The following is an 18,539-nucleotide window of genomic DNA, read 5'->3' as shown; positions in this document are numbered from 1 at the left end:
TATTTATGAAACATTTTTGATTTTATTTCGTTCTACCGTTTATTTTGCCCATTTTTCTGTGAAAATCGGTAAGATTTGTTGCAGTTGATCTTCCATAATTTTTTGTTTTAAATTCGGCTCCATGCTTTCAATCGGAATGGATGGAAGCCAAATGACTTGGCCTTCTTCCAATTGAACTGTCGCTAATGTAGGGTCCGTCGTCATGAAAAATGTATGTTTAAATGCCGAATCTTTAAAGTCCGCTGCAATCGTTCTGACGATTTGCTCCGCATCGAAACTCGGTGTGTACGAAGCAGGTGGTGTAAACATCATACGCCCTTTAAACTGCGCTTCTAAAAACTTCGCTAAATACATTAAAAAATCTGAGCTTGAAGCACTCGCTTTCATTTTTTCAGCTGTCGTTTCAATTTTCACGAGCGGGATGACAAGCGTGTCGATATACTCCTTCTGTTGAATATATAAATCGACTTCTTGCGCGTTCCAATTCATATTAATCGTCTCCTTTTAAGCGAGTGTATTGTTTTTGTAACATAACAAAACGTTCGTAGTCATGATCATCTAAACTTTCGTCAATCAATTGTAACAGACGCTGTTCATCTTGTTGTCGCTCGAGTGAACGCAACATCTCTTCCGAAATGACACGGTTATAATTTTGTTCGTCCTCGCATTTTAATGCATAATCTTCTTCATATACAGCAGCGTATGCTAAATCCCATTCACGACCAGGGAAGCGACACTCAATATAAAGCGGTTCATCCTCCAATAGACGAAGTCCGTGGAAAGCACGTTCTACCTCTGTTGTGACCAATTTATTTTTGCGATATAAAAAAGGGGCAACGGTCGATTCTACTTCGATGGTCGCTGTGTGCTGATAACCCGTTTCATCCAAAGTAAAATGAACTCGGTCCAGTTGTCCAAGAGGGGACAATAAATAGTTTAAAAACCAAACGACTTCTTTCGGCTGATTCGGATACTCTTCTAAAAATCGAGCGATAAATTGACGCTTCGCATCATTCGTAACGGTCGAAATCATCTTCGTAAGCCATCCTCTCTACAAAGTCAGACCACGTCGGATCCTCTGTCAACGTCAGTAATTTTTGCGCAAGTGGTAAAGCTTCCGTTCTTCTGCCTTCTTCCACTAAGAAAGAAGCGTAACGATTTAAGTAATCGATATTCGTCTTTAAGTCTTCTTCTAAAGAAGCATATAATGTTCCTGCTTCTTCATACTGTTCTAACGCTTCATACGCATGAGCCAAATATAAATTCATCAATGGCGTATTATTTTCAAATGTCGCGAGTAAGTCAACGACCGCTTCATAGCGCTCTTCATATTCGTAAAGTGAAGCGAGATTTAAACGCGCTTCTAAATGTTCAGGGTCGAGTGCGAGTGCTTCTTCAAAATGCTTAATCGCTTCTTCACGCTTACCGAGTTTGATCGCCATTTTTCCTGCTGCTAAATAGAGTCCTTTTTCAAATCGGTCACGTGTTAAGCCACGTTCGAACACTTCATATGCTTCTTTATTTTTTTCGAGTTGTGCATACGTTTGACCGAGCAACGTATACGCTGCATAATAATCCGCATCGAGTTCAATCGTTCGCTGTAAAGGTGCGATTGCTCGTTCGTACTGTTCCGTCTGAAATAGCGCATGAGCAAAGGCAAACTGTGTCGCTGGAAGCTCTTCTACGTCTAGTAATCGCTCGAAGTAAGGAAGTGCTTCTTCGTATGCTGCTCCTTCACTAAGCGTCATCGCCATGCTTCCGAGCAATGTCGCCTCATCAAAATCGCTATCTTTCAACTGCAATAGTTGTTCATATAAGCGAATCGCTTCTCGATGCTTTCCTGCTTGGCGGAGCAATTCTGCATAGCCGTATTGAACGATCGGTTCATGGGGCAACAACTCGTACGCTTTTTCCATTTTTCCGAGCGCTAATTCTAACATACCATTCGCTTCATAATAGTCCGCTAATGTTAGTAACGCTTGCACATACTCTTCATCCGCTTCTGAAACATGCTCAAGCAATTCAAGTGCGACGTCGTCTTCACCTAATTCAAAACGCATCGACGCTTCATCGACGAATAATTGTGCTTCATGTGGAAAATGAGCACGCATCGCTTGGAAAATAGACGCTGCCCGCTCAAAAAATCCATATTGTATGAGCTCCTCAGACGCCTCGTATAATTCATCGAAACGCCCTTGCTGCTCTTTCTCTTCTAACCATTGATCAACTTTTTCAAACTCGCCGTCAATCAACCATTGTTCTATCATTTATGCGTCACCCACTTTCATCCTCTAATTGTAACGAAGATTGGGTAACTTTATCAAGATGTTTGAAAAATTGCGGATAAGAAATCGCGATGCACGCTGTATCTTTCACTTCGATCGGTCCATCAGCAACGAGTGCGGCAATCGCGCCCATCATGCCGATACGATGATCTCCGTAAGAGTCGATCACTCCTCCATGAAGTGGCGTCGGGCCATGAATGATCATGCCGTCTTCCAATTCTTCGATATTCGCACCGAGCGCATTCAATTGGGATGCGACTGCTGTAATACGGTCTGTTTCTTTCACACGAAGTTCAGCTGCGTTGCGAATGACCGTTTTACCTGATGCTTGCGTCGCAAGTAAGGCGATGATTGGCAATTCATCGATCAATCTCGGCATCAGTGCCTCCTCTTCAATCGTCGTTCCTGTTAACAAAGAAGCTGTAATGACGAGATCTCCATAAGGCTCTCCTACGGAAGTGGAACGATTAACGATGTCAACTTGTCCTCCCATCGCTTGTACGACATCTAAAATGCCCGTACGCGTTTCATTCAACCCTACTTTTTTCAACGTGATTGTGCCAGCTTTCGCGATTAATGCTGCGACGATGAAAAATGCCGCTGACGAAATATCTCCAGGGACGACGACGTGAGTTGCTTTTCCGTCTTGTCCGCCTCGTAAAGAAACCGTCAATTTCTGCTCATCAATTTGCAGTCCGAACTGCTCCATCATGCGTTCCGTATGATCGCGTGTTTTCGACAATTCATGTACGACCGTCGTTCCAGACGCTTGCAAACCTGCAAATAAAATGGCTGATTTCACTTGAGCACTCGCAACAGGTGGCGTATATTCTACTGCTCGCAATGTCGTCCCTTGAACCGTGAGTGGCAACACGAGCTCTTCTTGTTCAGATGTAATGTGAGCTCCCATATCGCGCAAAGGATAGACGACGCGGTCCATCGGACGTTTTGATAAATATTGATCTCCTACAACAGTCGCAGTTACAGGGGAGCCTGCTAAAATGCCGAGCAATAGACGAGCGGTCGTTCCTGAGTTTCCACAGTCGAGCGGTCTTTGTGGAGATTGCCACTTTTGCATCCCTGCACTTTCGATGACAACGTCCGTCCCTGTAATGTCCACTTGTACGCCGAGCTCTCGGAATATTTGAGCTGTTTTTAAACAGTCTTCCCCTGTCAAAAAGTTTTCTGCTGTCGTTTTGCCCGATGCGATGGAACCGAGCATAATCGCACGGTGAGAAATTGATTTATCGCCAGGTATTACAATTTCTCCGTCGACGGTTACATTTTGTAAATGAATCGTTTTCGTCTCCATTTCTTCCGCCACCTTTCGATTAAATAATGTGCATACTGTAATCTGTTTCTTCTTCTAGTACGTTACGCGCTTTGCGACGATCGTCTGTATTTTGGAAACTGACGACTAAAATACCGTAAACGTCTGTCCTCGTTTCGACGATACGAATATTCGTAATGCTAATCTCATGATCGGCGAGCACTTTCGTAATTTCAGCGATCGACCCCGGATGGTCCGGTATATCGATATGCAAATCGAACGTCATATAAAGCGCACCTTGAGTCGCTCCTGCAAAAGTGGAAGGCAAGCTATCGCGCACTTTTTTAGATCGTTCAAAAAACGTGAAGATTTCTTCTTCATCCGCGCGTTCAATCATATCACGCACATTGTCCATCGCCGTCATCCAATGTTCGACTTGTCTCAGTAACTCTGAGCGGTTTTGCAACGTAATGTCCCGCCACATTTTCGGGTCTGCTGAAGCGATGCGTGTTAAATCTCGAAACCCACCCGCTGCTAATTTTGCGACGAACGGTTCTTCTTCTTTTTCTTCTGCTAAACGGTCGACAAGACTCGATGCGATGACGTGTGGGAAATGGCTCACCATCGCGGTCATCCGATCATGTTTATATGCGTCAAGTACGACGACTTTCGCCTTTGTTGGCTGTAAAAGCTCACGCAATGTTTCAATAGCCATCTTTTGTTTATCATCATAAGGGGTCAAGACGTAATATGCGTTCTCAAATAGTAATTCTTTTGCCGCTGCGATTCCGCTTTTATGAGATCCCGCCATCGGGTGCCCACCGATAAATGTAACTCCTTGTTCAACTAATGGAGTTGCCGCTTCCATAATGGGAACTTTCGTGCTGCCAGTATCCGTAACAATCACACCGTCACGAAATGTCCAATGCTCCGCTTCTCGTAAGAGCTTCACAGTCGTATTGACCGGTGTAGCGAATATGACAATATCCGCACGCTCTATCGCATAGCGTACGCTCGGCGCAATTTCATCGATAATAGAACGGCGATATGCCTCATCCGTCGTTTGATAACGACGATCAAAACCGATGACGTGAATATTTTCGTTTCTTTGGAGAGCTAAGCTTAACGAACCTCCAATTAAGCCTAACCCGATCATTGCTACTGTTATTGTCATAATCCCTCTACCACTTTCGATTTATAAAAGTTGTTTGAACGATTCAAAAAATTGATCGTTCTGTTCTTCTGTTCCAATCGTCACCCGCATATACCCTGGAGTTCCGAGTAAGTTTCCGCTACGTACAATCACGCCACGCTTCATCAATTCATCTGCAAGTTCATTCGCATCTCGCTTCGTCTCGATTAATACGAAATTCGTTTCAGATGGATAAATATTTAATCCTTGTTCTTTTGCGAACGTATAGAAGCGTTCACGCTGTTCTGCGTTTAATTTTCTACTTTTTTGTAAAAACTCTTCATCTTCCACTGCAATTTTTGCGATCGTATGTGCCATCGTATTGTTGTTAAACGGATTGCGCACTTTATTGAACTGTTCAATCATATGCGGATGTCCGATTCCGTAACCGACACGAATACTCGCAAGCCCATAAGCTTTTGAAAATGTGCGTAAAATGAGAATGTTGTCATACTTCGACAACCACTCGAGTGAGTCGACATGGTCTTCTGCCATAATGTATTCAAAATATGCTTCATCTAACACGATTAAAATATCGCTCGGCACTTCTTCGATAAATGATTCGAGTTCTGCGCTATTTAGCACATTTCCTGTCGGGTTATTCGGGTTACAAATCCAAATGACTGAAGTATTGTCTTGAATCGCTTGCAAAAATTTCTCATAGTCGTGATTACCATCTTTTAATGGAATTTCCGTAAATGATGCTCCCTCTACTTTCGCATTGTGAACGTATTGCGGAAATGTCGGTGTCGCCATCAAAACATGTTTCGTTTCATCTAACATTGAGCGTGAAATGATTGAAATTAATTCGTCACTTCCGTTTCCAATCACGAGTTGTTCTGGCGTTACACCGTTTTTACTCGCTAAAGTTTCTTTTAACGTCGTTGCATTCGCATCAGGGTATAACTGCAATGACTGAGCTTCTGAACGTAACCATTCTGCTACTTTCGGCGAATAACCGTATGGGTTTTCATTAGAAGCAAGCTTAATCACTTCTGTTAAACCGTATTCTTTTTTCGTTTCCTCTATCGGTTTGCCCGGCTTATACGGTTGCATCGTATCGAGCACTTTTTTGTAAGGAATCATTTATTTGTCCTCCTTCACTAAATCTGGACGGAGACGAACGGCTTCATTTTGATAAATATGTTCCATCTCACGCTGCGTTTTATTCGTATTGACGTGCATCATGAGTCGAATGCACTTTTGAATCGCTCCAGGCACATCCATTTCATGTGTGCACATAACAGGTACATACGCCCAACCTTCTATCGAGCGAATCGCACGTGCAGGGAAAACAGAATTCACATCCATCGTCGTTGAAACGATGACCGATGCAATATCTTCTATCTCTATATCATTTTGTTCCACCATTTCAATAATTAATGCTTCTGTCGCCTGTAAGACGAGCTCTTCACGATCTTCTTCTACCGTGGTCGCTCCACGGATTGCTCTCGTTACCATTCCATTCACCCCTCGATTAATTGACGCATCTCCTCGAACACTTCTCGACATAACGACTCATCCACTGTCATAACATTCGGATGACCGATTTGTTCTAAAATGACGAAGTGCAATGTACCGAACGATGCTTTTTTATCTTTTTGCATAAATTGATACAATGTTTCAAATGAATATTCAAAAATAGAATCAAATGAATAGCCTTGTCGTTTCGCGAATTGAATAAATTTCTTTGCTTCTCCTGTTTGTAAAGTGGAAGCTTTTTCACTTAATAGTAAAGCGTACGCCATGCCGACCATGACACATTCACCGTGGCTGAGCGTCCCAAAGTTCGTCGCCGCTTCAATCGCATGTCCGAACGTATGACCAAAATTCAAAAACTTACGGCTTCCGTGCTCGAACGTATCTTCTTCAACGATTTTCGCTTTGACTGCAACACCTTTCAATAACTGTTCTTCTAACGTATCGAAGGCTGGTTGAACAAATTGTTCATCTTGCAACAGTTGCTCCGTCCATGTCGCATCCGAAATGTACGCATGTTTAATTAATTCTGCCATACCGGAACGCCACTCTCTTTCTGGTAATGTTTTAAAAATATTTAAATCGAAAATGACCGCTTCTGGCTGATGAAAAGCACCGACCATATTTTTCCCTTCTGGCATGTTGATCGCTGTTTTCCCACCGACTGCGCTATCATGTGCAAGCACCGTTGTCGGCAATTGGATAAAACGAATCCCACGCATGAAAGTCGCAGCGATAAATCCTGTTAAATCACCGACCGCGCCCCCTCCAAAAGCTAACAGTAAAGAATTACGTGTAAATCCTTTTTGCAGTAAAAAAGATTGAGCACGGCCGTACACGTCCAATGTTTTACACGCTTCCCCTTTCGGAACGACGAATGTATGCACTTCATTGTGCAACTGTTCAAATCGTTTCAACTGTTCTGAATACAATGTATGCACTGTTTCATCCACAATAATTCCGATGCGATCTGTCGTTTTTAATAAAGGTGCGTATTCCGTAGCTAAACGTTCGTATCCATTCGGCTCAATGACGACATCATATGTCTTATCCTGCAATTGAATTGGTAAGACACCCATATTAAAACTCCTTCGCTTTCGCACGCATCGCATCTACTTGCGCTGCTAGTTCTCCAATCGTATCTGAATGATACTGTTCCACGATTGCTTTTGCGATTTCTGTTGCGATAACATTTTCTGCTACGACGCTCGCTGCTGGAACGGCACAAGGATCACTTCGTTCAATCGTTGCGACGAATGGCTCTTTCGTATCGATATCGACACTTTCTAACGGTTTGTATAATGTCGGAATCGGCTTCATCACTCCGCGTACGACGATTGGCATTCCTGTCGTCATACCGCCTTCTAAACCACCGAGTCGATTCGATTTTCGGTAATATCCACGCTCTTCGCTCCATGCGATTTCATCGTGTACTTCGCTTCCCCAACGCTTCGCCATTTCGAATCCGATGCCGAATTCCACTCCTTTGAATGCGTTAATGCTCATCATCGCTTGCGCTAATTTACCGTCCATTTTACGATCGTAATGAACGTAGCTACCAAGTCCCGCTGGAACGCCTGTAATAACAACTTCTACGACGCCACCTAATGTATCACCGCGCTCTTTTGCTTCGTCGATTGCCCGCATCATTTTTTCAGCTGCTGCATCGTCCGCGCAATATACAGGGCTCGCTTCTACTTTTTCACGAAGCTCTTCGATTGATAAGTTTTCGTATGTCGCGCGGTCTGCTACAATGCCACCAATTTCTGTGACGTGTGCGACCGTTTGAATATCGAGTTCTTTCAACAATTGCATCGCTACTGCACCGATCGCCACGCGCATCGTCGTTTCACGTGCACTTGAACGTTCAAGGACGTTTCGAAGATCGCGATGGCTATATTTAATTCCGCCGACTAAGTCCGCATGCCCTGGACGTGGGCGTGTAATTTGGCGTTTAATATCTTCTGGGTTCATATCTTCCGCTAACGGTTCAATGCCCATCACTTTCGTCCAATGTTTCCAGTCGTCATTCGTCACCATGAGAGCGACAGGAGAGCCTAATGTTTTCCCGTGGCGTACGCCTGCTGAAATTTCCACTAAGTCTTTTTCAATTTGCATACGGCGTCCGCGACCGTATCCTCCTTGACGACGTTTTAATTGTTTATCGATCATCTCACTTGTAATGTTCATTTGAGCGGGTAAACCTTCTATAATTGCTGTTAATTTTGGTCCGTGTGATTCTCCTGCTGTAAAAAAGCGCATAATTTTTCCCCTTTCTATCCGCATTACTTTAGCAAGTTAATGCGTTAAAACTAAATATAATTAGTAGTATACCATTTTTCAAAGGTGAGGAAATGCCTAAATGACAATTCCCTCTTTTTATATGAAAATAGACTGCTTCTGGCATATGCCTTATGCAGTCTATTCGTTATTTTACTTTTTTATAGAAAAATGTATCGACCACTTCAAAACCGTACTGTTCCGGATTGAAAATTTGTTCTGTGCTTCCGACGAACAATACACCGCCGATTTTTAACGCGTTTGAGAAATTGTGATAAATTTGGTCTTTCGCTTCTTCTGTGAAGTAGATCATCACGTTACGACAAACGATTAAATCATGGTTCGGCTCGTAACGATCTTCGAGTAAATTATGTTGACGGAATGTGACCGTTCGTTTAATTTCATCGACGACTTGATAGTGAGTACCTTCTTTGATGAAATAACGATCGACGACGTCTTTCGGGACTTCTTTAATCGAACGCGCACCGTATAAACCTACTTTCGCTTGTTCGATAACCCCTTTATCTAAATCCGTCGCTTGAATCGAAATGTCGCGTAATGGAACGTGATTCGACAAAACCATCGCTAAAGAATACGGCTCTTCTCCCGTTGAACACGCCGCACTCCAAATTTTTAAACGCTTATTTTTTTCGAGTAATTGTGGGAAAATTTTATCTTGTAACACTTTCCAACGTTGGCCGTTGCGATAAAATTCTGACACATTGATCGTCATGCGGTCTAAAAATTCATCTAATAAGGCTGGATCACGGTCAATCGCATCGAAATACTCAATAAAATTACGATAGCCACGTTTCTCATATAACGATGTAAGGCGACGCTTCATTTGCGCTTCTTTGTAGAGGGAAAGATCGATTCGTGTTTTTCTTTTAATCTTCTCGATAAATTGTTCGTAATCTGACATGGATCAAACCTGCCTTTCTCTATGTAAAAACAGCCTCACGGAATCCGCGAGACTGTATAAAGTGTTCGTTATTAAACGAGCTCTTCTTCTTTGAAGAATAAGCCAATTTCACGTTCTGCTGATTCTGGTGAATCTGAACCGTGAATGATGTTTTCGCCAACAGTGATTGCGTAGTCTCCACGCACTGTTCCTGGTGTCGCTTCAGCAGGGTTTGTAGCACCCATCATGAAACGTGCAGTTGAGATGACGTTCTCGCCTTCCCAAACCATTGCGAATACTGGACCTGATGTGATGAATTCTACGAGTTCTCCGAAGAATGGACGCTCTTTATGTTCACCGTAGTGCTCTTGTGCAAGTTCTGGTGAAATTTGCATTAATTTAGCACCTACTAAGTTATAGCCTTTTTTCTCGAAACGGCTAACGATTTCTCCAATTAAGTTACGTTTAACGCCGTCTGGTTTAACCATTAAAAATGTTTTTTCCATGTGTAACACTCCATTTCATCAATATGTAAAAACCCAACAATTATCGTACCATTGTAAGCCTTTTGTTTCAACTGTTATCCATCAATATTTACGCTGACCGATGAAGCGAGCAATTTGATAAAATGCATCTTTCGCTCGTCCTTCTTCTAAAGGTTCAATTTCATCCATCGCTTTTTGTAAATAACGGTCACTCATTTGTTGTGCGTATTCGATTGCGCCGCTCTGTCGAATGTATTGTAACATCTCCTTACGCGCTTCTTCTGTCAATGTCTCATCAAATGCAGCATTCATATACTCAACGAATACAGCATCCTCCAATAAATATAAGGTCGGCAACGTTAAATGCCCATTCAACAAGTCGCTCCCTGCCGGTTTTCCTAACTTTTCATCCGTTGAAACGACATCTAAAATATCATCGACGATTTGGAAAGCCATCCCTGCAAAGTAACCGAAGCGCGTGAGGCGACGGATATTTTCTTCAGAAGTTCCCGATACGCGTGCCCCGAGTTCGCAACTTGTTGATAACAAAAGCGCTGTTTTTCGCTTAATGCGACGTAAATAATCTCTCAAATTTTGATTGACTCTACGTTGATCATGCATTTGGATAATTTCGCCTTTACAAATGTCCAGCATCGTTTGCGCTAACGTTTCATGCATTTGTTGATTACCGATCACACTCATCGTTTCCAATGCACGCGCAAACATGAAATCACCTGTATACATCGCGACCCGATTATCGTAACGCGCTTTTACCGTTTTGAGTCCACGGCGCATGTCTGAATCATCAATGACATCATCGTGAACGAGCGATGCCATATGAATCAATTCTAAAGCGACAGCAACACGGGCGACGTCATCTTCTTTATACGTTCCAAATTGCGCACTTAAAATGACGAATATCGGACGAATTCGTTTACCGCCTGCTTTGAGTAAGTGCATCGACGCATCTTGAATAACAGGGGAAGAAGAACGTACCGAGCGCTCCAATTGTTTTTCTATCAATTGTAAATCTTTTCGAAAGTCTCGATAAAGAGACATCATTTGTAATTTGTTCAAGGTATTCCCTTCCCTATTCACTCAATATTTGAAGCCGATATGTCCTGCTGCCGCTCCACCGCTATATCCTTTATACGCCACATCTTTAAATCCTGCATTTGCAAACATTTCTGCAAGTTGCTTACGCCCTGGGAAATCATCTGCCGACTCTTGCAACCATGAATATTCGTCATAACTCTTCGCTAATACTTTACCGAATAACGGCATAATATTTTTGAAGTAAAATTTGAATAATTGACGGTAAACCGGAAGTTCCGGTTGTGACGTTTCTAAACAAGCTGCCATGCCACCTGGTTTTAAAACACGGTACATTTCACGTAGCACTTGATCGTAATCTGGCACGTTACGCAATCCGAACCCGATCGTTACATAATCAAATGTACCGTCCGGGAATGGGAGTTCCATCGCATTTCCTTGAATGAGGGTAGTATTCGGCAAATGGGCGATTTTTGGACGTCCTGCGCTCAGCATGTTCTCGCTAAAGTCTAAACCGACGACTTCGCCAGTTGGACCTGCTGCTTCTGCTAATGCGACGGTCCAGTCCGCTGTTCCACAGCAAACATCTAAAGCCTTCGCTCCTTCAAAGACACGCATTTTCGCCATCATATCGGTACGCCATTTTTTATGTAAATTAAAGCTGATGACCGAATTCATCTTATCGTAATCTTCGGATATACTTTCAAACACTTGGTGTACTTTCTCTTCTTTAGATAACAATGAATTCTCCTTCTTTCTGTTGTAATGTCACACGACCTAACCAAAAGTCTTGCTCACTCGCTGTCATTGATAATCTCGTAGCTTGTTGCTCAAATTGAGCTCGTAATGTATCGCTTAACATTTGCTGGTCTTCCAATGATAGCTTTTGCAATCCGAATACTTCACTCTTTTGATCGATTAAAAATAACGGATAAGCAAGATGTAGAAGCGGTATATATGCCGCATAGCCACAATCTTCATATAAAGCTTCAAGCAAATGAACTTCAATCTCTTTTACATAGTGCAACCAAAGTTCCGCTGTCATTTCACGCTCAAAACGGTATGTCGTTCGCGCTTCATTCACCGCCATAATCGCTCTTGAAAAATGCCCTATACGATCAAACTGACAATGCTTCGCTAAAATTTGATAATAAATACCGCTGTAATGATCTCCTGCTAAAACCGTCAACTGATCGCGTTCTTCTACTGTCTCAAGCGTTACATGATCATGTACATCAAAGGAGCATTTCGCAGCTCCCACTGCTAATGCGACAATCATCTGTTGCTCCTCAATTTGCTCTTTATGCAATTGAGGCCATAATGTTAAAAAGATGAATAGAGGCGATACGACAGGCGCACCGAGCTCCTCGTTGATAGAACGTTCATAAACGAGCGATTGCAAACGTGTATGATACGTATTTATTTGTCGTTCAATCCATGTTTTCTCCATCTTTTCTTTCTCCATTTCTTTCACGACTCTTTCGGATCGCTTACCATCGTTCCGTGAGCGGTGACAATTTCGGCATGCCCTCGAATTTTCATCGCAGAAGTATGTTCTGTAAACTGAGCGATCATCACTTCGCCACAATCTAATTTTTCTGTATGATGGAATTTCGTATCATTGCCTCGCGTTAAACCGATGACGTTGACGCCATCTTCTTTCGCTTTAATGACGACATAGTCTAATTGCGCCATTTTCTCCACACCTTTCGTCAGTGTCTCACAATCAATCATAACATAATATTTAACGCTTTCGCAAAGACGTTAAGAACGAATAAATGTCAAAATTTCATTGCGTTTCACAGCATCTGTTTCAAACACACCACGCGCAACAGTTGTCACCGTTTTTGCTCCTGGCTTTTTTACTCCGCGCATCGTCATGCATAAATGTTCTGCTTCGACAACTACGTAGACACCTTGAGGATTTAACATGTCAACCATCGCATCCGCTACCGTCGATGTGATGCGCTCTTGCAATTGTGGACGTTTCGCTGTCGCTTCTACCGCTCTCGCTAACTTCGATAATCCAGCGACTTTTCCGTCTTTCGGAATGTAAGCGACGTGCGCATGCCCGAAAAATGGAACGAGATGATGTTCACACATTGAGTAGAACGGAATATCTTTGACGAGTACTACTTCGTCGTGCCCTTCATCAAAAACCGTTTCAAAATACTTTTTTGGATCGTCTTGCAATCCACTGAATACTTCCGCATACATTTTAGAAACGCGCTTCGGTGTATCGAGTAATCCTTCACGACTTGGATCTTCACCAACCGCTTCTAAAATCATCGTTACCGCTTGCTCTATCTTTTTTAAATCTACATTCGTCATCGCTCGATGTTCCTCCTAGAAAAATCAATATATTGTTTATGTAAACAAGTATGTCTTTCAAGATAGTAGCATAAAGGACATACACCGTACAGATAGTAGTTTCAAAAACAAAAAAGAGCGAGTATTGTGACATTGTTTTCACAATGCCACAACTCGCTCTTCTTTCGCTATGTTATTATTTAACCGCATCTTTAAGAGCTTTACCTGCTTTAAAAGCTGGAACTTTGCTCGCTGGAATTTCGATTTCTTTACCAGTTTGCGGGTTACGTCCCTTACGAGCTGCACGATCACGCACTTCGAAGTTACCGAAACCGATTAATTGTACTTTCTCGCCTTCAGCAAGCGTCTCTTGAATCGTTCCGAATACAGCGTCTACTGCTTTCGCAGCGTCTTTTTTCGGAAGTTCAGTTTTTTGAGCGACTGCATTGATTAATTCTGTCTTGTTCACATCAGTCACCTCCTCTCAAAGGGGTTCAATATAAAACCTGTAAACAAAGATTAACATAAGAGAAACCGCGGTGCAACAATATTTGTGCTCATTTCTGAAGTTTTTTCGCTTTTTAAATTAAATTTGAAAAAAGACCTCGAAAATGAGGCCTTTTTCGTTAGTTTTCAGCTTTTTCTTCACTTGTACGCGGTGTAATTTCATAATGCATCATTGGCTCTCCCGCTTCATTCAATCGATAAGGAAGCGAGTAAGCTGGTAAAACATTGTATTTCTCCGCTAAAATGTAACGAATATCTTCGTCTTTTTGCACGTCAAATTCCGTAGTTTTTAATTCATTCGCTAAATCAATCGAATAATCCACATAAAACTGACCATTTCCCGCAACTACGAGTGGCAGTTGCGATTCAGAATAAGGACTTGGTACCGTCAATGGCTTTTTAAAACCCATCGCTTCGAAATCGATTTTATACACATTCGGTGCAATTTCATCTCCGAAAGGTACTTTGCCGTTCACTTGCTTGCGCAAATTTAATTCTCGAATGCGCTCTGCCGCACGAATATCGACAAGTTTCACACGTGGTTCCACTTCCGCGTCATAGATGACATATTGAAAAACGCCACCTTTTTCATAAGCGTTCGCCGGAATCTTTTCTGTGTACTTCGGAACGATATTGGAAAATTCAATGGGATATTTAATGTATAGATCCGTATCACTTTCACGCGTTTTAATCGGCAATAAACCACTTGTCGTTTCACGATATTGATCAACCGCTCGCTGCATGAGGTCAATTTGATCGTCATATGGTGTGCGTAAACTTTCCGGACTTTCTTGTACTCCCCCACCACAAGCAGCGAGCAGGGTGAGTAGGACTGTCATGCTCATCAATTGAATCATTCGCTTCATAGTAAACCACCTACGATAACGCCCGCACTCGGCGTCGGGCCGTTAAATACGAGATAAACCATGATGAAAAACGAAGTAATAAACAATACCCACGCAACTAAAGCGGTGAAAAAGCGTAAAATTCCATTATCGATTTTATGACGACTTAATAAAATTAAACCGATCGAAATCGCCATAAAACCGAGGCCGTAAAAGGATAGCCACATTTTATCCAACGGACTCATATTTTCTCATCCTCTCAAAACATATCATCAAAAATATCGGTCACTTCTTGTTTTTTCATACGTCCCATTAAGGACTGGACCCCTTTATCTAATGTGATTCCTTCAAATAAAATCGCATGTAGAACTTCTGTGATTGGCATGGAAACATCGTGAAGTTTCGCAAGTTGATACGTCGCTTTCGCTGTGCGTACCCCTTCGATGACCATCCCCATTTCACGTTCAATTTCTTCTAATGTTTGTCCACGTCCGAGCGCATAACCTGTTTTCCAGTTGCGCGAGTGCACACTCGTACATGTGACGATTAAATCTCCAAGACCCGCAAGACCTGAAAATGTTAAAGGATTCGCCCCCATCTTCACACCGAGGCGCGTAATTTCTGCAAGGCCTCGTGTAATGAGTGCTGCTTTCGCATTATCCCCTTGTTCCATCCCATCAGTAATACCTGCTGCGAGTGCGATGACGTTTTTTAAAGAGCCTCCAATTTCTACTCCGACAATATCATCATTCGTATATACGCGGAAAGCTTCGTTCATAAAAAGGTCTTGCGCATATTGTGCCGCTTCTAATGAGTGAGAAGCGACCGCTACTGTCGTAGGCTTCTTTTCAACGACTTCTTCCGCATGACTCGGGCCAGATAAAGCAACAATCGATTCGATCAATTCTGGACGCAATACATCTTCTATCACTTCCGAGACACGAAGCAACGTATCAGGTTCGATTCCTTTCGATACGTGAATCCACTTCATCGGTGTCGTCACACATTCATTTAAATCTGCCAACATGGCACGCATCGCTTTCGTCGGTACCGCAAGAATGACGGCATCTGCCTGTTGAATCGCTTCCTCCAAATGAGAAGTCGCGCGTAAATTGTGGGGGAGTTTCGCATCTTTTAAGTAGCGAGTGTTCGTATGCTGTTCATTGATTTCTGCTACTTGTTCTTCTCGACGTGCCCAAATGACCGTATCATGGCCATTGTTCGCCAAAACGAAGGCAATCGCCGTACCCCAACTTCCCGCTCCGAGTACAGCTACTTTCGCCATAGTATCCCTACTTTCTATCATTATGAACGTTCACGTGTAATGATTCGAATCGGTGTTCCTTCAAATCCGAATGATTCACGCAAACGATTTTTCAAAAATCGAACGTAAGAGAAATGCATAATTTCTGGGTCGTTCACAAAAACGACAAATGTCGGTGGCTTCGTCGCCACTTGCGTCGTGTAATAAATACGGAGACGCTTCCCTTTTTCTTGCGGTGCTGGGTTGCGCGCGATACTGTCTTCAATGACTTCGTTCAGTACGCTCGATTGAATGCGAAGCGCATGATTATCACTAATTAAGCGAATCATTTCGAATAAGTCTGTCACGCGACGACCTGTTTTTGCCGAAACATATAAAATAGGAGCATAATCTAAAAACATGAAGTGTTTACGAATTTCTTTCGTAAAGTTGTCCATCGTATTCGTCTCTTTTTCAATCGCGTCCCATTTATTCACGACGAACATAAGTCCTTTTCCTGCTTCTTCCGCATACCCTGCGATACGTTTATCCTGTTCTCGAATACCTTCTTCCGCATTGAGAACGATCAAGACGACATCAGAGCGTTCAATGGCACGCAATGCTCGAAGCACACTATATTTCTCTGTCTTTTCGTACACTTTTCCTTTTTTACGCATACCTGCCGTATCGATAATTTTGTACTTTTGTCCTTCATATTCGTACGGTGTATCCGTTGCGTCTGTCGTCGTTCCAGCTACATCGCTAACGATAGCACGTTCTTCTCCGACAATCGCATTGACGAGTGACGACTTTCCGACGTTTGGACGGCCAATTAAACAGAAACGAATGACGTCATCCTCAATAATCTCTTCTTCCATCTTCGGAAAATGCGCAGCTACTTCATCGAGTAAATCTCCAAGTCCAAGTCCGTGTGAACCTGAAATTGGGAACGGATCGCCAAACCCTAATGAATAAAAATCATAAATGAACTCTCGTTGCTCGAAATTATCAATTTTATTCACTGCTAAGACGACGGGCTTTTTCGTTTTATATAACATTTTCGCCACGTACTCATCTGCATCCGTCACCCCTTCACGACCGTTCGTCATAAAGATGATAACATCCGCTTCATCAATCGCTACTTCTGCTTGTGCTTTAATTTGTTCTAAAATCGGTTCATCTCCGATATCAATTCCACCTGTATCAATCATATTGAAGTCATGATTGAGCCATTCAGCAGAGCTGTAAATGCGGTCACGCGTTACGCCAGGTACGTCTTCTACGATAGAAATACGTTCACCGACAATGCGGTTAAAGATTGTTGACTTCCCGACGTTCGGGCGGCCGACAATCGCTACAGTTGGCTTATTCATTTCGTTCCTCCTCAAAAAACATTTCTATCACATTATACTTGAAGCACGACGGCTTTTGCATCTTTTTCTCACAACATAAGAAAAAGATGATGACACAAATGCATCATCATCTTTCTTATGCTGCTATAGCGAATTATTCAGAAAGCTTTTTTAATTGATCGCCGATGACATCACCGAATGAAAATCCAGTAGATTCTTCTGGCAATTCAACAGGCTCTTCTACTTGTTCTGCAGGTTTTTCTGTTAAGTCTTTAATGCTTAATGATAAACGCTCATCCGCTTCGTTTACATCTAATACTTTCACTTGTACATCTTGACCTTCTTTTAACACTTCTTCCGGTGTTCCGATATGGTCGTGTGAAATACGTGAAATGTGAACGAGTCCTTCAACGCCAGGTAATACTTCGACGAATGCTCCGTATGAAACGATGCGTTGTACTTTCCCTTCTAATACGTCTCCGACTTGCACTTTGTCACTGATATTTTCCCACGGTCCTGCAAGCGTTTCTTTAATTGAAAGTGAAATACGCTCTTGTTCTGGATCGACAGAAAGTACTTTCACGTTCACTTTGTCGCCTTCTTTCACGACATCTTCTACTTTCTCAACATGTTCGTGAGCGAGTTGGGAGATGTGGACGAGTCCGTCTACTCCACCGATATCAACGAATGCACCGAATGATGCGAGGCGCTGTACAGTACCTTCCAATACTTGTCCTGCTTCAAGCGTTTCAAGCAATTCGCCTTTTTTCGCTTCTTTCTCTTCTTCTACAACTGCGCGATGTGATAAGATGAGACGATTTTTCTCTTCGTCCATTTCAACGATCTTAAATGTCATCGTGCGGCCTTTATAATCGTCGAATGATTCGACAAAGTAATCTTCCACGAGAGATGCTGGAATGAAACCGCGCACGCCTAAATCGACGACGAGTCCACCTTTTACAACATCTTTCACTTCTGTTTCAATCGTTTCTTCTGATTCAAATTGTTGTTTTAATGTTTCCCATGCTTTCTCTGCATCAATCTGACGTTTTGAAAGGACATAGTTTTCTTCTTCTACTTTCGTAATTTTCAGTTCCAACTCGTCCCCTACAGAAACTGCGTCAGATGCTTGCTCGATATGCAAACTTGAAAGTTCACTAATCGGAATTACTCCATCGAACGGTGCGCCAGTCACTTCAACAACGACAGATTTATCTTCAATTTTTGTTACGACGCCCGTTACACGATCGCCTTCTTTAAAATCTTGTACTTCGTTTAAGTTCATTTCTTCAGTCATATGTAGTCCTCCTCATAGTAACATTACCTCTATCTTAGGC

The 18,539-nt window shown here is 42.5% G+C and carries 22 protein-coding genes; all 22 read right to left on the bottom strand.

Translation table 11 applies throughout. The features are described 5' to 3' along the window. Positions 1-39: 39 nt before the first annotated feature. Positions 40-489, bottom strand: a complete 450-nt coding sequence (locus ACFQ0V_RS06740) for a DUF2487 family protein (protein ID WP_381011355.1) — start codon at positions 487-489, stop codon at positions 40-42. 1 nt (position 490) lies between these two features. Continuing rightward, entirely contained in the window at positions 491-1,033 is a 543-nt protein-coding gene (locus ACFQ0V_RS06735) for a YpiB family protein (protein ID WP_381011352.1), read from the bottom strand. Then, entirely contained in the window at positions 1,011-2,267 is a 1,257-nt protein-coding gene (locus ACFQ0V_RS06730) for a tetratricopeptide repeat protein (protein ID WP_381011349.1), read from the bottom strand. Before ACFQ0V_RS06730 ends, ACFQ0V_RS06735 begins: the two co-directional genes overlap by 23 nt. Before the next feature lie 7 nt (positions 2,268-2,274). After that, positions 2,275-3,597 (bottom strand): 3-phosphoshikimate 1-carboxyvinyltransferase, encoded by a 1,323-nt coding sequence (gene aroA, locus ACFQ0V_RS06725; RefSeq protein ID WP_381011346.1) that lies wholly within the window; start codon positions 3,595-3,597, stop codon positions 2,275-2,277. Positions 3,598-3,616: 19 nt separating this feature from the next. Beyond that, positions 3,617-4,729, bottom strand: coding sequence for a prephenate dehydrogenase (locus ACFQ0V_RS06720; RefSeq protein ID WP_381011343.1), 1,113 nt, complete (start codon positions 4,727-4,729; stop codon positions 3,617-3,619). A 21-nt stretch (positions 4,730-4,750) separates the two neighbouring features. After that, on the bottom strand, positions 4,751-5,833 hold the full coding sequence (hisC, locus tag ACFQ0V_RS06715) for a histidinol-phosphate transaminase (RefSeq protein ID WP_381011341.1): 1,083 nt from the start codon (positions 5,831-5,833) through the stop codon (positions 4,751-4,753). Continuing rightward, positions 5,834-6,208, bottom strand: a complete 375-nt coding sequence (aroH, locus tag ACFQ0V_RS06710) for a chorismate mutase (RefSeq protein WP_381011338.1) — start codon at positions 6,206-6,208, stop codon at positions 5,834-5,836. A 5-nt stretch (positions 6,209-6,213) separates the two neighbouring features. Further along, entirely contained in the window at positions 6,214-7,305 is a 1,092-nt protein-coding gene (aroB, locus tag ACFQ0V_RS06705; RefSeq protein WP_381011335.1) for a 3-dehydroquinate synthase, read from the bottom strand. Between the two features lies 1 nt (position 7,306). Then, positions 7,307-8,488: a chorismate synthase gene (aroC, locus tag ACFQ0V_RS06700; RefSeq protein ID WP_381011332.1), complete on the bottom strand. Its 1,182-nt coding sequence runs from the start codon at positions 8,486-8,488 to the stop codon at positions 7,307-7,309. 166 nt (positions 8,489-8,654) lie between these two features. Continuing rightward, the gene (locus tag ACFQ0V_RS06695; RefSeq protein WP_381011329.1) at positions 8,655-9,428 is read right to left on the bottom strand and encodes a CheR family methyltransferase; all 774 of its coding nucleotides are present in this window, start codon (positions 9,426-9,428) and stop codon (positions 8,655-8,657) included. A 71-nt stretch (positions 9,429-9,499) separates the two neighbouring features. After that, positions 9,500-9,913, bottom strand: a complete 414-nt coding sequence (gene ndk, locus ACFQ0V_RS06690) for a nucleoside-diphosphate kinase (RefSeq protein ID WP_381011327.1) — start codon at positions 9,911-9,913, stop codon at positions 9,500-9,502. Positions 9,914-9,994: 81 nt separating this feature from the next. Beyond that, on the bottom strand, positions 9,995-10,969 hold the full coding sequence (locus tag ACFQ0V_RS06685) for a polyprenyl synthetase family protein (protein ID WP_381011324.1): 975 nt from the start codon (positions 10,967-10,969) through the stop codon (positions 9,995-9,997). Between the two features lie 21 nt (positions 10,970-10,990). Continuing rightward, positions 10,991-11,686 carry a demethylmenaquinone methyltransferase gene (locus ACFQ0V_RS06680; RefSeq protein ID WP_381011321.1) on the bottom strand — a complete coding sequence of 232 codons (696 nt, stop codon included), beginning with the start codon at positions 11,684-11,686 and terminating at the stop codon, positions 10,991-10,993. Further along, positions 11,676-12,395, bottom strand: coding sequence for a heptaprenyl diphosphate synthase component 1 (locus ACFQ0V_RS06675; RefSeq protein ID WP_381011319.1), 720 nt, complete (start codon positions 12,393-12,395; stop codon positions 11,676-11,678). Before ACFQ0V_RS06675 ends, ACFQ0V_RS06680 begins: the two co-directional genes overlap by 11 nt. Before the next feature lie 20 nt (positions 12,396-12,415). Continuing rightward, positions 12,416-12,640 carry a trp RNA-binding attenuation protein MtrB gene (gene mtrB / locus ACFQ0V_RS06670; protein ID WP_381011317.1) on the bottom strand — a complete coding sequence of 75 codons (225 nt, stop codon included), beginning with the start codon at positions 12,638-12,640 and terminating at the stop codon, positions 12,416-12,418. 69 nt (positions 12,641-12,709) lie between these two features. Next, entirely contained in the window at positions 12,710-13,276 is a 567-nt protein-coding gene (gene folE / locus ACFQ0V_RS06665) for a GTP cyclohydrolase I FolE (protein WP_381011314.1), read from the bottom strand. A gap of 175 nt (positions 13,277-13,451) precedes the next feature. Continuing rightward, positions 13,452-13,724 carry an HU family DNA-binding protein gene (locus tag ACFQ0V_RS06660; RefSeq protein ID WP_194561533.1) on the bottom strand — a complete coding sequence of 91 codons (273 nt, stop codon included), beginning with the start codon at positions 13,722-13,724 and terminating at the stop codon, positions 13,452-13,454. A gap of 157 nt (positions 13,725-13,881) precedes the next feature. Further along, positions 13,882-14,628, bottom strand: a complete 747-nt coding sequence (locus ACFQ0V_RS06655) for a hypothetical protein (protein ID WP_381011310.1) — start codon at positions 14,626-14,628, stop codon at positions 13,882-13,884. Further along, entirely contained in the window at positions 14,625-14,852 is a 228-nt protein-coding gene (locus tag ACFQ0V_RS06650) for a DUF2768 domain-containing protein (RefSeq protein WP_381011307.1), read from the bottom strand. Before ACFQ0V_RS06650 ends, ACFQ0V_RS06655 begins: the two co-directional genes overlap by 4 nt. Before the next feature lie 14 nt (positions 14,853-14,866). Next, positions 14,867-15,892: an NAD(P)H-dependent glycerol-3-phosphate dehydrogenase gene (locus ACFQ0V_RS06645; protein ID WP_381011304.1), complete on the bottom strand. Its 1,026-nt coding sequence runs from the start codon at positions 15,890-15,892 to the stop codon at positions 14,867-14,869. A gap of 20 nt (positions 15,893-15,912) precedes the next feature. Further along, entirely contained in the window at positions 15,913-17,223 is a 1,311-nt protein-coding gene (gene der / locus ACFQ0V_RS06640; protein ID WP_381011301.1) for a ribosome biogenesis GTPase Der, read from the bottom strand. Between the two features lie 133 nt (positions 17,224-17,356). Next, a complete protein-coding gene (rpsA, locus tag ACFQ0V_RS06635) occupies positions 17,357-18,499 on the bottom strand; it encodes a 30S ribosomal protein S1 (protein ID WP_381011298.1) in 1,143 nt (380 codons plus the stop codon). Positions 18,500-18,539 lie beyond the last annotated feature (40 nt).

This window comes from Savagea faecisuis, from assembly GCF_042675605.1.
GTDB lineage: Bacteria > Bacillota > Bacilli > Bacillales_A > Planococcaceae > Savagea > Savagea faecisuis.
This window is presented reverse-complemented; position numbering and strand designations above follow the sequence as displayed.

Bases quoted from the DNA above. Each gene is read 5' to 3' on its own strand.
- ACFQ0V_RS06655 (WP_381011310.1), bottom strand. From the start codon at position 14,628: ATGAAGCGAATGATTCAATTGATGAGCATGACAGTCCTACTCACCCTG.
- aroC (WP_381011332.1), bottom strand. From the start codon at position 8,488: ATGCGCTTTTTTACAGCAGGAGAATCACACGGACCAAAATTAACAGCA.
- ACFQ0V_RS06695 (WP_381011329.1), bottom strand. From the start codon at position 9,428: ATGTCAGATTACGAACAATTTATCGAGAAGATTAAAAGAAAAACACGA.
- ndk (WP_381011327.1), bottom strand. From the start codon at position 9,913: ATGGAAAAAACATTTTTAATGGTTAAACCAGACGGCGTTAAACGTAAC.
- der (WP_381011301.1), bottom strand. From the start codon at position 17,223: ATGAATAAGCCAACTGTAGCGATTGTCGGCCGCCCGAACGTCGGGAAG.
- ACFQ0V_RS06645 (WP_381011304.1), bottom strand. From the start codon at position 15,892: ATGGCGAAAGTAGCTGTACTCGGAGCGGGAAGTTGGGGTACGGCGATT.
- folE (WP_381011314.1), bottom strand. From the start codon at position 13,276: ATGACGAATGTAGATTTAAAAAAGATAGAGCAAGCGGTAACGATGATT.
- ACFQ0V_RS06730 (WP_381011349.1), bottom strand. From the start codon at position 2,267: ATGATAGAACAATGGTTGATTGACGGCGAGTTTGAAAAAGTTGATCAA.
- ACFQ0V_RS06650 (WP_381011307.1), bottom strand. From the start codon at position 14,852: ATGAGTCCGTTGGATAAAATGTGGCTATCCTTTTACGGCCTCGGTTTT.
- ACFQ0V_RS06675 (WP_381011319.1), bottom strand. From the start codon at position 12,395: ATGGAGAAAACATGGATTGAACGACAAATAAATACGTATCATACACGT.
- aroA (WP_381011346.1), bottom strand. From the start codon at position 3,597: ATGGAGACGAAAACGATTCATTTACAAAATGTAACCGTCGACGGAGAA.
- aroH (WP_381011338.1), bottom strand. From the start codon at position 6,208: ATGGTAACGAGAGCAATCCGTGGAGCGACCACGGTAGAAGAAGATCGT.
- aroB (WP_381011335.1), bottom strand. From the start codon at position 7,305: ATGGGTGTCTTACCAATTCAATTGCAGGATAAGACATATGATGTCGTC.
- ACFQ0V_RS06740 (WP_381011355.1), bottom strand. From the start codon at position 489: ATGAATTGGAACGCGCAAGAAGTCGATTTATATATTCAACAGAAGGAG.
- rpsA (WP_381011298.1), bottom strand. From the start codon at position 18,499: ATGACTGAAGAAATGAACTTAAACGAAGTACAAGATTTTAAAGAAGGC.
- ACFQ0V_RS06720 (WP_381011343.1), bottom strand. From the start codon at position 4,729: ATGACAATAACAGTAGCAATGATCGGGTTAGGCTTAATTGGAGGTTCG.
- hisC (WP_381011341.1), bottom strand. From the start codon at position 5,833: ATGATTCCTTACAAAAAAGTGCTCGATACGATGCAACCGTATAAGCCG.
- mtrB (WP_381011317.1), bottom strand. From the start codon at position 12,640: ATGGCGCAATTAGACTATGTCGTCATTAAAGCGAAAGAAGATGGCGTC.
- ACFQ0V_RS06735 (WP_381011352.1), bottom strand. From the start codon at position 1,033: ATGATTTCGACCGTTACGAATGATGCGAAGCGTCAATTTATCGCTCGA.